At 69.8% G+C, this 13,215-nt stretch carries 14 protein-coding genes and 1 pseudogene; 9 read left to right on the top strand and 6 right to left on the bottom strand.

Annotated features, from left to right (window positions below):
• Nucleotides 1-15 precede the first annotated feature (15 nt).
• Nucleotides 16-1,566 (top strand): MBL fold metallo-hydrolase, encoded by a 1,551-nt coding sequence (locus K883_RS10010; RefSeq protein WP_020821338.1) that lies wholly within the window; start codon nt 16-18, stop codon nt 1,564-1,566.
• Complete coding sequence (locus K883_RS10005) at nt 1,563-1,913, top strand: hypothetical protein (protein ID WP_020821337.1); 351 nt, start codon at nt 1,563-1,565, stop codon at nt 1,911-1,913. Before K883_RS10010 ends, K883_RS10005 begins: the two co-directional genes overlap by 4 nt.
• Here K883_RS10005 and K883_RS10000 read toward each other — a convergent pair.
• Together K883_RS10000 and K883_RS09995 are read right to left on the bottom strand one after the other, a co-directional pair.
• On the bottom strand, nt 1,910-3,481 hold the full coding sequence (locus K883_RS10000; RefSeq protein WP_020821336.1) for a phytoene desaturase family protein: 1,572 nt from the start codon (nt 3,479-3,481) through the stop codon (nt 1,910-1,912). The genes K883_RS10005 and K883_RS10000 overlap by 4 nt on opposite strands.
• A gap of 49 nt (nt 3,482-3,530) precedes the next feature.
• The gene (locus K883_RS09995) at nt 3,531-4,169 is read right to left on the bottom strand and encodes a TetR/AcrR family transcriptional regulator (protein ID WP_014381611.1); all 639 of its coding nucleotides are present in this window, start codon (nt 4,167-4,169) and stop codon (nt 3,531-3,533) included.
• 88 nt (nt 4,170-4,257) lie between these two features.
• Between K883_RS09995 and K883_RS09990 the strand changes: the two genes are divergently transcribed.
• A complete protein-coding gene (locus K883_RS09990; protein ID WP_036454333.1) occupies nt 4,258-4,755 on the top strand; it encodes a DUF2834 domain-containing protein in 498 nt (165 codons plus the stop codon).
• Here K883_RS09990 and K883_RS09985 read toward each other — a convergent pair.
• Nucleotides 4,752-5,321 carry a class I SAM-dependent methyltransferase gene (locus K883_RS09985; RefSeq protein WP_020821334.1) on the bottom strand — a complete coding sequence of 190 codons (570 nt, stop codon included), beginning with the start codon at nt 5,319-5,321 and terminating at the stop codon, nt 4,752-4,754. The two genes, K883_RS09990 and K883_RS09985, sit on opposite strands and share 4 nt — an antisense overlap.
• Before the next feature lie 55 nt (nt 5,322-5,376).
• Between K883_RS09985 and K883_RS09980 the strand changes: the two genes are divergently transcribed.
• Nucleotides 5,377-6,123: an AraC family transcriptional regulator gene (locus tag K883_RS09980; RefSeq protein ID WP_014381609.1), complete on the top strand. Its 747-nt coding sequence runs from the start codon at nt 5,377-5,379 to the stop codon at nt 6,121-6,123.
• On the opposite strand, the gene serS is transcribed toward K883_RS09980, so the two are convergent.
• Nucleotides 6,124-7,383, bottom strand: a complete 1,260-nt coding sequence (gene serS, locus K883_RS09975; protein ID WP_020821333.1) for a serine--tRNA ligase — start codon at nt 7,381-7,383, stop codon at nt 6,124-6,126.
• Between the two features lie 112 nt (nt 7,384-7,495).
• Between serS and K883_RS09970 the strand changes: the two genes are divergently transcribed.
• The 3 genes and pseudogenes from K883_RS09970 (at nt 7,496) to K883_RS09960 (ending at nt 9,461) form a co-directional block, all read left to right on the top strand.
• A complete protein-coding gene (locus K883_RS09970; RefSeq protein ID WP_020821332.1) occupies nt 7,496-8,866 on the top strand; it encodes a septum formation family protein in 1,371 nt (456 codons plus the stop codon).
• 4 nt (nt 8,867-8,870) lie between these two features.
• Nucleotides 8,871-9,273, top strand: a pseudogene (locus K883_RS09965) (metallopeptidase family protein).
• On the top strand, nt 9,270-9,461 hold the full coding sequence (locus K883_RS09960) for a hypothetical protein (RefSeq protein ID WP_009956962.1): 192 nt from the start codon (nt 9,270-9,272) through the stop codon (nt 9,459-9,461). The pseudogene K883_RS09965 and the gene K883_RS09960 overlap by 4 nt, the downstream one beginning before the upstream one ends.
• Nucleotides 9,462-9,468: 7 nt before the next feature.
• Here the strand turns inward: K883_RS09960 and K883_RS09955 are convergent, their stop codons facing one another.
• Both K883_RS09955 and pheA read right to left on the bottom strand, forming a co-directional pair.
• Nucleotides 9,469-10,155, bottom strand: coding sequence for a histidine phosphatase family protein (locus K883_RS09955; protein WP_008262970.1), 687 nt, complete (start codon nt 10,153-10,155; stop codon nt 9,469-9,471).
• Nucleotides 10,152-11,102, bottom strand: coding sequence for a prephenate dehydratase (pheA, locus tag K883_RS09950; protein ID WP_020821331.1), 951 nt, complete (start codon nt 11,100-11,102; stop codon nt 10,152-10,154). Before pheA ends, K883_RS09955 begins: the two co-directional genes overlap by 4 nt.
• Nucleotides 11,103-11,192: 90 nt before the next feature.
• Here pheA and K883_RS09945 point away from each other — a divergent pair, with 90 nt between their 5' ends.
• Together K883_RS09945 and K883_RS09940 are read left to right on the top strand one after the other, a co-directional pair.
• Nucleotides 11,193-11,981 (top strand): DUF2470 domain-containing protein, encoded by a 789-nt coding sequence (locus K883_RS09945; protein ID WP_008262966.1) that lies wholly within the window; start codon nt 11,193-11,195, stop codon nt 11,979-11,981.
• A gap of 44 nt (nt 11,982-12,025) precedes the next feature.
• Nucleotides 12,026-13,210, top strand: a complete 1,185-nt coding sequence (locus K883_RS09940; protein ID WP_020821330.1) for an LCP family protein — start codon at nt 12,026-12,028, stop codon at nt 13,208-13,210.
• Nucleotides 13,211-13,215 lie beyond the last annotated feature (5 nt).

The raw sequence follows: 13,215 nt of genomic DNA, 5'->3' as shown, positions 1-13,215 counted from the left end.
CCCGGAAAGGTATTAGTGCAGGTCACCAGCGTAGGCCACGCCGGATTTCTGATCGAGACCCAAGCGGGCAGCATCCTTTGCGACCCCTGGGTCAATCCGGCCTACTTCGCCTCCTGGTTCCCGTTCCCGGACAACAGCACGCTGGACTGGGACAAGCTGGGCGCCTGCGACTACCTGTACGTCTCGCACCTGCACAAGGACCACTTCGACGCGAAGAACCTGGCCGAACACGTCAACAAGGACGCGACGGTCCTGCTGCCGGACTTTCCCGTGCCCGACCTGCGAAACGCGTTGCAGGAATTGGGCTTTCACCGATTCTTCGAGACCAGCGATTCGGTCAAGCATCGGATCGACGGTCCCCGTGGCGGCCTGGACGTCATGATCATCGCCCTGCGGGCGCCCGCCGACGGCCCGATCGGCGATTCGGCGCTGCTGGTCTGCGACGGCGCCACAACGGTTTTCAACATGAACGACGCCCGGCCCGTCGACCTGGACGTGCTGGCCGCCGAGTTCGGGCACATCGATGTGCACCTGCTGCAGTACTCCGGGGCGATCTGGTACCCGATGGTCTACGACATGCCGGCGCGCGCCAAGGAGTCCTTCGGCGTCCAGAAGCGGCAACGGCAGATGGACCGCGCCCGCCAGTACCTCGCCCAGGTCGGGGCTACGTGGGTCGTCCCGTCCGCGGGGCCGCCGTGCTTCCTGGATCCCGAGTTGCGCCACCTCAACGACGACCACGCGGATCCGGCCAACATCTTTCCGGACCAGATGGTGTTCCTGGACCAGATGCGCACGCACGGCCACGACGGCGGCCTGCTGATGATGCCCGGGTCGACCGCCGACTTCACCGGGTCCACCCTGAATTCGCTGCGCCACCCGCTGCCCACCGACGAGGTCGAGGCCATCTTCACCACGGGCAAGGCCGACTACATCGCCGCGTACGCCGAGCGGATGGCGCCCGTCGTCGCCGCCGAGCGGACGAGCTGGGCCCCCGCGGCCGGGGAGCCCCTCCTGGAACCGCTGCGCGCGTTGTTCGAGCCGATCATGTCCCAAAGCGACGAGATCTGCGACGGGATCGGCTACCCCGTCGAACTGGTACTCGGTCCGGAGACCGTGATCCTGGACTTCCCGAAACGCGCCGTGCGGGAACGGATTCCGGACGAGAAGGTCCGCTACGGATTCGAGATCGCACCGGAGCTGGTGCGCACCGTGCTGCGCGACCGCGAACCCGACTGGGTCAACACCATCTTCTTGTCCACCCGCTTTCGGGCGTGGCGGGTCGGCGGCTACAACGAGTACCTCTACACCTTCTTCAAGTGCCTGACCGACGAACGCATCGCCTACGCCGACGGCTGGTTCGCCGAAACCCACGACGACTCGGCGTCGGTCACGCTGGACGGCTGGGAGATCCAGCGCCGTTGTCCCCACCTCAAGGCCGACCTGTCGAAATTCGGTGTGGTCGAAGGAGACACGTTGACCTGCAACCTGCACGGGTGGCAGTGGCGATTGGACGACGGGCGGTGCCTGACCGCGCGGGGCCACCAGCTGCGGAGTCGCCGCGCGTGAACGACTCCCACCGCTCCTACGACTCCTACGACGATGGGCTGGTTCAGCTGGATCGCGCGGCGATCACGCTGCGCCGCTACCACTTTCCGTCGGGCACATCGAAGGTCATCGCGCTCGACTCGATCCGCGGTTACAAAGCCGAAAGCCTGGGCCTGTTCACGCAGCGGCTCCGAATCTGGGGCAGCTCCGATTTCCGCCGCTGGCTCCCCCTGGACATCCGACGGCCGCTGCGGTCGACGCTGATCACCCTGGACGTACCGGGCACCTGGCCCAGCCCCGCGTTCACGCCGGCGCGTCCCGACGAGTTCACCGCGCTGCTCGACGCACTGCTGGCCGCCCGCGGCTAGAGTCCGCAGTCGGCGAGCGCCTGTCGCGCCGCGTTGTAGCCGGGGATGAACGTGATGCCGGGTCCGCCGTGGCATCCCGCGCTGCCCAGGTACAGCCCCTCGATCGGGATCGGCTGGCCCAGAAAGCCCCTGGGTCCCGGCCGGTTGGGGCCGACCTGATTCGCGTTCAACAGACCGTGGCAGTAGTCGCCGCCCGGGGCGCCGAACATCACCCCCATGTGCTTGGGCGTGAAGGTGGTGTGCCGGATGATGCTGCGTTCGAAATTCGGTGCGAGCCGGGTGATCTTGTCGATCACCCGCTGACCCATTTCGACCTTCGCCTGCCCATAGCTTGCCTTGTTTGGGTCCCCCTCGATCGGGAAGAACAACGCGAACGCCGACGCGGCGTGCTTGCCCGCCGGGGCGAGGTCCGGGTCGTTCTGCGAGGGGATCTGCAGCACCACCGTGGGATCGGCCGGAACGATCCCGCGCCGCGCGTCCTCCCACTGCTGCTGGACCTCTTCCGGCGTGCAGAACAGGCCGATGGAGGCCTGCATGGCCGGTGCGTTGAGGGCCTCATACGGCGCGGCGAAGGCGGGGGCCTCGTCCAGCGCGAAGTGCATCTGCAGGTAGCTGCCGCGGTGGTCGATGCGCGCATAGCGCGCCCGGATATCGGCGGGCAGCGCGGCGGGATCGATCAGGTCGTTGAGCGTGGTGTCCGGGGCGATGCCCGAAACGACGATCGGGGCGTGCAGCGTCTCCCCCGCCTCGGTGCGCACCCCGGTCACCCGGCCGTCCGCGACGAGGATCTCGGTCACCTTGGTGCGCAGCCGAACCTCCCCGCCGTGGCTTTCCAGCACGTCGCACAGGTACGAGGTGAGCGCGCCGATGCCACCGCGCAGCTTCTTCATCTGCATCGTGTCGCCGTCGGGAACGCCGAGGCCGAAGGCGAGCGCGGCCGCGCTGCCCGGCGTGGCCGGGCCCCGGTAGAGCGTGTTGACGGCCAGCACGGTCATCGAACCGCGCAGCGCGCCGTGTTTCTCGCGGTCGGGCAGGTAGCGGTCCAGCACGTCGGTGACCGAGCCGAACAGCATGTCGTCGATGGCCGCGCGCTCGAATTCGTTTGTGGCGCAGGCATACATCTCGTCGATGCTCTTGGGTGGGGTGCCGGCTTCGAAGCGGCCCAGCGCGCGGGTCGGGCCCTGGCTCCACGCCATCAGCCCCGCCATCCCGTTGACGGCGTCGGCCCCGTGCACCTCGTTGAGGTGGGTGAACAGCTTGACCGGGTCGCTGTATTGAACCAGCGGATCGTCGCCGACCCCGCGCACCGCCACCGACATCACGTCCAGGTCGATCGTCGGCAGGGTGTCCAGGCCCAGCTCGTCGACCACCACCTGTGACGTCGGGAACTGCACCGAGCCGGCGATCTCGAACTGATACCCGTCGAAAAGCTCGACGGTGGAAGCCATCCCGCCCGCGTAGAGCTTGGGATCCAGGCACACCGTCCGCAGCCCGGCCTTGGCCAGCAGCACCGCCGCGGTCAGACCGTTGTGCCCCGCGCCGATGACGATCGCGTCATATCCAGTCATGTTCTTGCCCTCCGCAAAGGAGGCTCGCACGGCCCCAAAGTTTTGTCAATTATGACGAAACTTGCCCGGAGGTCGCGGTGAGCCAGGAGTCGGTGATCCCCGCCCGCAGCGACTCCAACGCCGCGTGGCACAGCCGCGCGAGTTCGCCCAGAGACCGCTCGTCGCCGACCATCCAGACCTCCATCGCGCCGAAGACGGCCGCCGCGATGCACCGCGCGGTCACCGCGGTGCGCACCCGCTGGTCGGCCGTCGGCTCCGCGTTACCGCGGCCACGCCGTTGCAGCTGTGCCGCAATGGCGTCGGCGAAGTCGGCCTGGACCTCCCGGATGTGGCGGACGATGCGGCCGGGGTCGAGCTCGTCCTGGCGCAGCGCGGCGATCTTGGTGACGGCGTCGACGTCGTACGGGAACGAGAAGATGGCCGACTGCACCGAGTCGATGATCGGTTCGTCGGCCGGCCTGGCGTCCAGGGCAGCGCGAAACCAGTGCAGCCCCGTGTAATCGGCGAACAACAGGTCGTGCTTCGAGCTGAAGTGGCGATAGAACGTCCGCAGCGACACCCCGGCGTCGGCGGCGATCTGTTCGGCCGACGTGTCCTCGACGCCCTGGGCGAGGAACCGCACCAGGGCGGCCTGGCGCAACGCTTCGCGCGTGCGCTCGCTGCGCGCCGTCTGAGCGGGCCTGACCATTGCAGCAAGATACCAACACTTCGGTTTGGCCATTCGGTTTGTTGTGTCAATATTGACAAAACTTTGCGGCGCGGGTGAGACTGCGCCCATGGTCTCGCTACTCACTCACGCGGTGCTCGGACTGGCGGTCATCGGTTGGATCGTCATGTCGAACTCGAAGGTCTTCGCCCGGCCGGCCAACGGCCCACTGTTTTCGCCGATGGAAATCGTCTACTACGTCGTCGGCATCGCGTCCGTGGCGCTCGGCTGGTATTTCAACATCACGTTCGTGCACGAATACTCGCAGGGCTCCACCAATCCCCTGTGGGGCGAACACGGAAGCTGGGCCGAATACATCAAGCTGATGTTCACCAACCCCGCCGCGAGCTCGGCCAGCCAGGACTACACGATCGCGAATGTGATTCTGCTGCCGATCTTTACGATCGTGGACGGCTACCGGCGCGGGCTGCGCCACCCCTGGCTGTACTTCGTGTCCAGCCTGTTCACCAGCTTCGCGTTCGCGTTCGCCTTCTACTTCGCGACGATGGAACGGCAGCGCCGGCACGCGCAGGTCACCGGCGAGGCCGCGCCGAAGATCAGCGCCTAGCCAGGTTTGGCGGCCCGCCATCGCTGCCGGCCACGCTTGACGTCGGTGTCGATGTCGGTGAATCCCGCGGCGCGAAGCCGGCCGGGCAAGTCCTTCGGCGCGATGGGGTTGTAGGTGTCGGCAACGTGGATCAGTCGGAACGCCAGCGACGGGACGCCGTCGCTACCGGCGAACACCCCGCCCGGCCGCAGCAGCCTGAACGCTTCGGCGAAGAGCTGATCCTGCAACGCGGCGGTGGGAACGTGGTGCAGCATCGTGAAGCACACCACCGACGTGAAATCGGCCGCGGGCAGGCCGGTTTCGGTGCCGCTCGCCTGGATGATCCGGGCCCGCTCGCCGTAGCGGCGCTGCAGGCGATCGGCCATCGCGCCGTCGAGTTCAACGGCCGTGAGTGATTCCGTGCGATCGAGCAGGGCGCGCAGCGTCGCGCCGTATCCGGGGCCGATTTCCACAGTGCGCGTGCCCAATTCGACGCCGTGGAGCGCCCACGGCAGCAGCTGATCGGCCACCGCCCTTTCCCAGGACGGGGAGCTGCAGCGCCGTCGGTGGATCAGATTCATCGCCATACCGCCCACGCTAGGCCGCGACGGCGGGTGCGTGATTCCGATATCCTGCCGAGATATGTCGGAAATCAGCCACCACGGACTGGTCACGTCGGCGCAGACGCTGCCGCCGGGTGCGCGGATCGAACGGCACCGCCATCCGCAACACCAGATCGTGTACCCGTCCTCGGGCGCGGTGTCGGTGACCACCCCGGCCGGGACGTGGATCACGCCGGCGAATCGCGCCATCTGGATACCGGCCGGATGCTGGCACGAACACAAGTTCCACGGCACGACGCAATTTCACGGCGTCGCACTGGATCCCGGCCGCTACCGCCGCGGCCCGCGGGCGCCGGCCGTGCTGGCGGTCAGCCCGCTGATGCGCGAACTGATCATCGCGTGTTCGCAGGCCGACGGCACCGAGACCGCCGAGCATCACCGGATGCTGGCCGTCCTCCACGACCAGGTGCGGGCGACCGGCGTCGCGGAGCCGCTGTGGATCCCCACGCCCGTCGACCCCCGGCTGCGCCAGGCGTGCGCACTGATCGCCGACAACCTGCGCGAGCCGTTGACGCTGCAGCAGATCGGCGATCGGGTCGGCGTCGGCCAACGCACGCTGAGCCGTTTGTTCAGCGACGAGCTGGCCATGACGTTCCCCCAATGGCGCACCCAGGTCCGGCTGCAGCACGCCCTCGTGTTGCTCGCCGATCGGCGCGATGTCACGTCGGTGGCAGCCGAATGTGGTTGGGCCACAGCGAGTGCGTTCATCGACACCTACCGGCGGGCGTTCGGCCACACCCCGGGGCAGCTGGCCGGCGGGCGCTAGCTACCCACCCGGCTCGAGCACCTCGGCGCCGACGAACGGCACCAGCGCCTCGGGAACCCGCACACTGCCGTCGGGCCGCTGGTGGTTCTCCAGGATCGCCACCAGCCAGCGGGTGGTGCCCAGCGTGCCGTTGAGCGTGGCCGCGGTCTGGGGCTTGCCGTTCCCGTCGCGGTAGCGGGTGGACAGCCGGCGCGCCTGGAACGTGGTGCAGTTCGACGTCGACGTCAGCTCGCGATAGGTGCCCTGCGTGGGAACCCACGCCTCGCAGTCGAACTTGCGGGCGGCCGACGAGCCGAGATCGCCTGCGGCCACGTCGATCACCCGATACGGCACCTCGATGCGGGCCAGCATCTCGCGCTGCCAGCCCAGCAGCCGCTGGTGTTCGGCCTCGGCGTCGGCGGGCGTGCAGTAGACGAAGCCTTCGACCTTGTCGAACTGATGCACCCGGATGATGCCGCGGGTGTCCTTGCCGTGGCTGCCGGCCTCGCGCCGGAAGCACGACGACCAGCCCGCATAGCGCAGCGGTCCGCCGGACAGGTCGAGGATCTCGTTGGCGTGGTAGCCGGCGAGCGGCACCTCGGACGTGCCGACGAGGTAAAGATCATCGGCGCAGAGGTGATACACCTCTTCTGCGTGGGCGCCGAGGAATCCGGTGCCCGACATCACTTCTGGACGCACCAGCACCGGCGGGATGATCAGGGTGAAACCGTTGCTGACTGCCAGCTGCGCCGCCAGCTGCAGCAGGCCCAGCTGCAGCAGCGCGCCCTGGCCGGTCAAAAAGTAGAACCGCGAGCCGGACACCTTGGCGCCGCGCTGCATGTCGATCAGGCCCAGCGACTCGCCCAGCTCGAGGTGGTCCTTGGGGTCATCGAGCGCCGGGGGTTCGCCGACGGTGTCGAGGACGGCGAAGTCGTCCTCCCCGCCGGCCGGGACGCCGTCGATGACGACGTTCGAGATGGCCATGTGCGCCGCGGTGAACGCCGCCTCCGCCTCGGCCTGGGCGGCCTCGGCGGCCTTCACCTGCTCGGCCAGTTCCTTGGCGCGCGCGAGCAACGCGGGCCGCTCGTCGGGCGACGCGGCGCCGACGCTCTTGCTCGCGGACTTCTGGTCGGCGCGCAGCGCGTCGGCGGAGGAGATGGCGGCCCGGCGTGCGGCGTCGGCCGACAGCAGCGTGTCCACCAGCGTCGGGTCTTCACCGCGGCTGAGCTGGGAGCGGCGCACGGCGTCGGGGTCTTCCCGGAGCAGCTTCAGGTCGATCACGGCCCTGACACTACTTTCACCGGCACCGCCCGACCGGCACAGCGTCCCCGCCGGCCCGGCTCAGGACTCACATCAGTAACTTTTGTCACGCGCCTCAGGTCGTCCTGTCAGAATGGACCCGATGTCGCAAGCGCCCGAGAAGGAACGTTCGGAAGGCCCCGCCGTCGAGACGCCCGCCGCCTCGACCGGTGAGCCGTCCGGACAGCAGCCGTCGGCCTTCTTGTGGCCGCGCAGCCTGCAGGCCCGGGCCACCCGCCGGGCGCTGCTGCTGACCGCGCTCGGGGGCCTGTTGATCGCCGGGCTGGTGACCGCGATCCCGGTCAGCACCGAATCGGGGCGACTCCTCGACAGCAGCCCCGTGCGCAGCACCGGGGCCAAGAGCGACGCCGCCCTCAACCGCGCCTCCCGCGGCGAATGCCTGATGTGGCCCGACGCCACACCGGAGTCGGCGAAGATCGTCAACTGCGGCGACGACCACAAGTTCGAAGTGGCCGAATCCATTGACATGCGCACGTTCCCGGGCTCGGAGTACGGGCCCAACGCCGCGCCCCCGACGCCCGCCCGCATCCAGCAGATCACCCAGGAGCAGTGCGAGGCGTCCGTCCGCAACTACCTCGGACTCAAGTTCGACCCGAACAGCAAGTTCACCGTCAGCCTGCTGTGGCCCGGCGACCGCGCGTGGCGTCAGTCCGGCGATCGCCGCATGCTGTGCGGCCTGCAACTGCCCGCCACGAACAACCAGCAGCAGGCGTTCAAGGGCAAGGTCGCCGACGTCGACCAGTCCAAGGTCTGGCCGGCCGGCACCTGCCTGGGCATCGATCCGGCGACCAACCAGCCGACCGATGTGCCGGTGGACTGCGCGGCCCCGCACGCGATGGAGGTCACCGGCACGGTCAACCTGGCCGAGAGGTTTCCCGACGCCCTGCCCGCCGAGCCGGACCAGGACAGCTTCATCAAGGATTCGTGCACCAAGATGACCGACGCCTACCTGGCGCCGGTCAAGCTGCGCACCACCACGCTGACCCTGATCTACCCCACGGTACCGCTGGCGAGCTGGACGGCCGGCAGCCGCGAGGTGGCCTGCAGCATCGGCGCAACGCTGGGCAACGGGGGCTGGGCCACCCTGCTGAACAGCGCCAAGGGTCAGCTGCTGATCAACGGCCAGCCCCCGGTGCCGCCGCCCGACATTCCCGAAGAGCGCCTGACCATGCCGCCGATTCCGCTGCAGGTCCCGGCGCAGGCGCCGTCCAACCAGTCCACCACGGCGCCGGAGATGCCGCCGAACAATCAGCACCTGCCCGGCCAGCAACCCGTGGTGACGCAGCCCCAGCAGCCACCGCAACCCCAGCAGGCCCCCCAGCAGCAGCCTCCCGCGCCGCAAGCACCGCCCCCGCCGGCGGACAACGGCGCACCGCCCGCGAACCCGGCACCCGAGGCGCCCCCGCCGCCAGCCCCGCCCGCCGAGCCCCCACCGGGTGGCTAGCCGGGTGCCCGTGCGGATGGACCCGCGGCGCTTCGACGAACTGGTCTCCGACGCCCTCGATCTGATACCGCCCGAGCTGGCCGCCGCGATGGACAACGTCGTCGTGCTGGTCGAGGATCGCCATCCCGAGGACGCCGAACTGCTCGGGCTGTACGAGGGGGTGGCGCTGACCGAGCGCGACTCCGACTACGCCGGCGCGCTGCCCGACGCCATCACCATCTACCGCGAGGCGCTGCTGGACGTGTGCGAGTCCGAGGCCGAGGTCGTCGAGGAGGTGGCCATCACGGTGATCCACGAAATCGCGCACCACTTCGGCATCGACGACGACCGGCTGCACGAACTCGGCTGGGCCTGACTGGCGCGGCGTCCCGGATTTGTCCCCGGCGGGTGCTATGAACGCGTTATGAGCACTGACTGCCGCGACTGCCGGGCAGGCTTAGATCACTGTCACGGCACCATCATTCACCACGCGCTGCACCGGTCGGAGTGCACCGAGCCGGACTGCTTCAGCCCCGAACTGTTGCCGCACGCCTTCGTCATCGACTGCGAAGCCGTGGGCTGTGCCTGCACCGAAGTGATCGCGCTGGCCGTCTGATCGACGTCTAACCCATCGGGTCGGTGCTTGATCGCACCGCGTCCGCGACCGGGGTGGCCTCGGCCTCCGGATAAAAGGGCGGGGTCAACGTCCCCCAGCGCACGCAACTCCACCGGCCGTCGGTGATCGGGGTCAGGGCCACCGATTGGGCGTTCTCGAGATGGTTGTCGAGCGCGAAGTCGGCCTCCACGCCGGCCAGGACCGCGGCGGCCAGCCGGATCGCGGCGCCGTGGCTGACGACCACGATGTCGCCGTGGAAGTCGTGGTTGTCGAGGTAGCGCAGGCGCAGGTCGGTGAGCACCGGCACGTAGCGGTCCAGCACGTCGTTGCCGGTCTCGCCGCCGGGCAGCGGCACGTCGAGCTCGCCGCGATGCCAGCGGTCGTAGATGGCATTGAACTCCGCGACCGCCTCGTCGTCGTTGCGGTCTTCGAGCCGGCCGACCTGCACCTCGTGGATGCCGGGCACCTCGATGGCCGACATGGCGAGCTGGTCCGCGATCACCGCCGCGGTCTGCGATGCCCGGGTGGCCACCGAGTGCGCGAGCATCGCCGGCCGGCCCGAGCCGCGGGCGAACGCCCGGGCCTGGTCGCGGCCCAACGGCGTCAGCTCCGCCCCGGGCGGGCGGGTGTCCAGCCGGCGCTCGACGTTGCCATAGGACTGGCCGTGGCGCACCAGGATCAAGCGACCGCTCACCGGTGCGACCCCCCGGCAGGATCGTCGGGCTTTCCGTCGCGGACGCGCGCCAGCCAGCGCAACGCCTCGTCGGCGGACGGCGGCAGGGCCCCGGCGGGCGAACCGGTGGGCCAAGATCCGAGATATCGCACATCGGCACAACGACGGTGCAGCGCCTTGAGTGCCTCGGCCACGGCGTCGTCGTCGATGTGTCCGACGCAATCGGCAAAAAACCGGTAGGTGCCGAGTCCGGTTCTGGTCGGCCGGGATTCGATCCGGGTCAGATCGATGCCGCGGACGGCGAACTCGGCGAGCGCCGCCAGCAGGGCGCCCGGCGCGTTGTCGATGCGCAGCACCACCGAGGTCCGATCGGCTCCGGTGCGGGCCGGCGGGCGGCCCGGCAGTCCGACCAAAACGAAGCGGGTGCGGGCATTGGGCTCGTCGACCACACCGTCGGCCAGGGTGTCCAGGCCCCAGTGGGTGGCCGCCAGCGGCGAGGTCACCGCGGCATCGACCCGCCCCTCGGCGACCTGCTGGGCGGCGTCAGCGTTGGAGTACGCCGGCCGCAGTTCGGCATCCGCCAGGTTCGCGGCCACCCACTGCCGCACCTGCGCCGCGGCCACCCCGAAGGCGGCCAACGTGCGCACGTCGGCGGCGCGGCATCCCCGTTTGACGACGATGCTGAACGCGACGTCCAGCGTCGTCTCGGCGAAGACCTGCAGCGGTGAGCCCATGGCCAAGCTGTCCAGGGTCGGCGTCACCGAACCGTCGATCGAGTTCTCGATCGGGACGCACGCGTAGTCCGCGGCGCCGTCGCGCACCGCGGCCAACGCCGCGGAGGTGCTGTCGAACGGCACCGACTGCACCCCGTCGGAGTGCGGGGCGGGAACCATGCCGGCGGCCGTGATCTGCCGCAGCGCCGCCTCGGTGAAGGTCCCTTCCGGACCGAGGTAAGCGATGCGGGCCACGTCCCAACCCTAGCGGCGCGCCGCACAGAAAACCCTTGCGACGCCAACCGGCGTAAGTTAACTTAGGCTTACCTAAGCATAAGGATGAGAATGGTATTACCGCTGAGCTGCCACGCCCCGACCACCGCCGAACGGATCCGCAGCGCGTGCGTGCGCGCCGGCGGCGCGCTCCTGGCGATCGAGCACGACGACCCGGTCCCCACGCCCGTGCACCACCTGATGGACGACGGCTCCTTCGCGCTGGCGCTGCCCGTCGAACAGCAACGCGGGCGGCCCATCGCGGGATCGCAAGCGCTGCTGGAGCTGACCGACTACGCACCGCTTCCCCTGCGCGAACCCGTCCGTTCGCTGGTGTGGGTGCGCGGACGCCTGCAGCAGGTGCCCCCGGCCGAGATCCTCTCCACGCTCGACGTGATCGCCGCCGAATGCCCGAATCCGGCGTTGCTCGGCGTCGACACGCCGAGGTGCGCGCCCCCCGGCGGGCAGGAGCAGCGGTACACGCTGCTGCGGCTCGAGATCGCCTCGGTCGTGGTCACCGACGCGACCGGCGCGGAGCCGGTGGCCGTCGACGACCTTCTCGCCGCCCGCCCCGACCCGTTCTGCGCGCTCGAGTCGAGCCTGCTGCGGCACCTGGACGCCGCCCACGGCGACGTCCTGGCGCGGTTGGTATCCCGGCTGCCGGCTCCCCTGCGCCGCGGGCACGTGCGACCGCTGGGGCTCGACCGCTACGGCGTGCGGTTCCGCGTCGAGGGCACCGACCAGGACCACGACGTCCGGCTTCCGTTCCACAAACCGGTGGACGACATGACCGGCCTGCGCCAGGCCATTCGGGTGCTGATGGGGTGCCCGTTCATCAATGGGCTGCGTGCCCGCGGCTAACTAGTCCTGATCGCGGTGCGCCGCCGGGCACGTACGTTAGCCAGGTGAACCGCGACCGCGCACCGCAGCGTCGGCGGCCCGCTCCGCCGGGCCCGCCGGTCCTGCCGCGCCCCGAGCCGCCGCAGGTGATCCGCCGCGAGGGCGCCCCGCCGCCGTCGCCGACCGCGGAGACCCAACCCTTGCACCGCCCGGCGCCACCGGCTCCGGCGGGCGTCGCCCCGGCGCAGCGACCGCGCCCGCCCCGACCACGCGCGCCCCGCAAGCGGCGCCGCTGGATCCGAACCATGGTGTCGTTCTTGGTCGTGACCGTGCTGCTGATCGGCGGTGGCCTGGTCGCCGGCGCCGTCTGGTTCGACACCAAACTGCACCGCGAGCAGGTGCTCGCCGACTATCCCGAACGCCCCGCGCCCGGCCGCGGCACCAACTGGCTCATCGTCGGCTCGGACAGCCGCCAGAGCCTGAGCGCCGCGCAGCAACAGGACTTGGCCACCGGCGGCGACATCGGGGACGGCCGCACCGACACGATCCTGCTGGTTCACGTGCCGGGGGTCGGGTCCAGCGTTCCGACGGCGCTGGTGTCGATACCCCGCGATTCTTTGGTGCCGATCCCGGATCACGGGAAGGACAAGGTCAACGCGGCGTTCTCGATGGGTGGCGCGCGGTTGTTGGTCCGCACCCTGGAACAGGCGACCGGATTGCGCATCGATCACTATGCCGAGATCGGATTCGGCGGGTTCGCCGCGCTGGTCGACGCGCTCGGCGGGGTGACGGCGTGCCCGACGACCCCGATCGATGACCCGCTGGCCGGCATCGACCTGCCGGCCGGCTGCCAGAGGCTCGACGGCCGGCAAGCGCTCGGATACGTCCGGACACGCGACACCCCGCGGGCCGACCTGGCCCGCATGGTCAATCAGCGTCAGTTCGTGGCCGAACTGCTGCATCGCGCCGGCAGCCCGGCGGTGTGGCTCGATCCCCGGCGCTGGTATTCGGTCCCGCGCGCGGCCGCCGACGCCCTGACCGTCGACCAGGACGACCACACCTGGGACCTGGCTCGGCTGGGCTGGGCGTTGCACGGGCCCACCGCCACCATGACCGTCCCGATCGGGGAGTTCACCAGCGGTGACGCCGGCGCGGTGGTGGTGTGGAATCACGACGCGGCCGGCCGGTTGTTCGACGCGTTGGCCGCCGACGCGCCGCTGCCGCCCACCGCCGCGGAGGGCCAGCAGTAGCGGAC

The sequence above is a fragment of the Mycobacterium sp. TKK-01-0059 genome, from assembly GCF_000709305.1.
In the GTDB taxonomy this organism is placed as follows: Bacteria; Actinomycetota; Actinomycetes; order Mycobacteriales; family Mycobacteriaceae; genus Mycobacterium; species Mycobacterium intracellulare.
The sequence above is the reverse complement of the archived record's forward strand: the minus strand, read 5'-3'. Positions and strand labels throughout refer to the sequence as shown.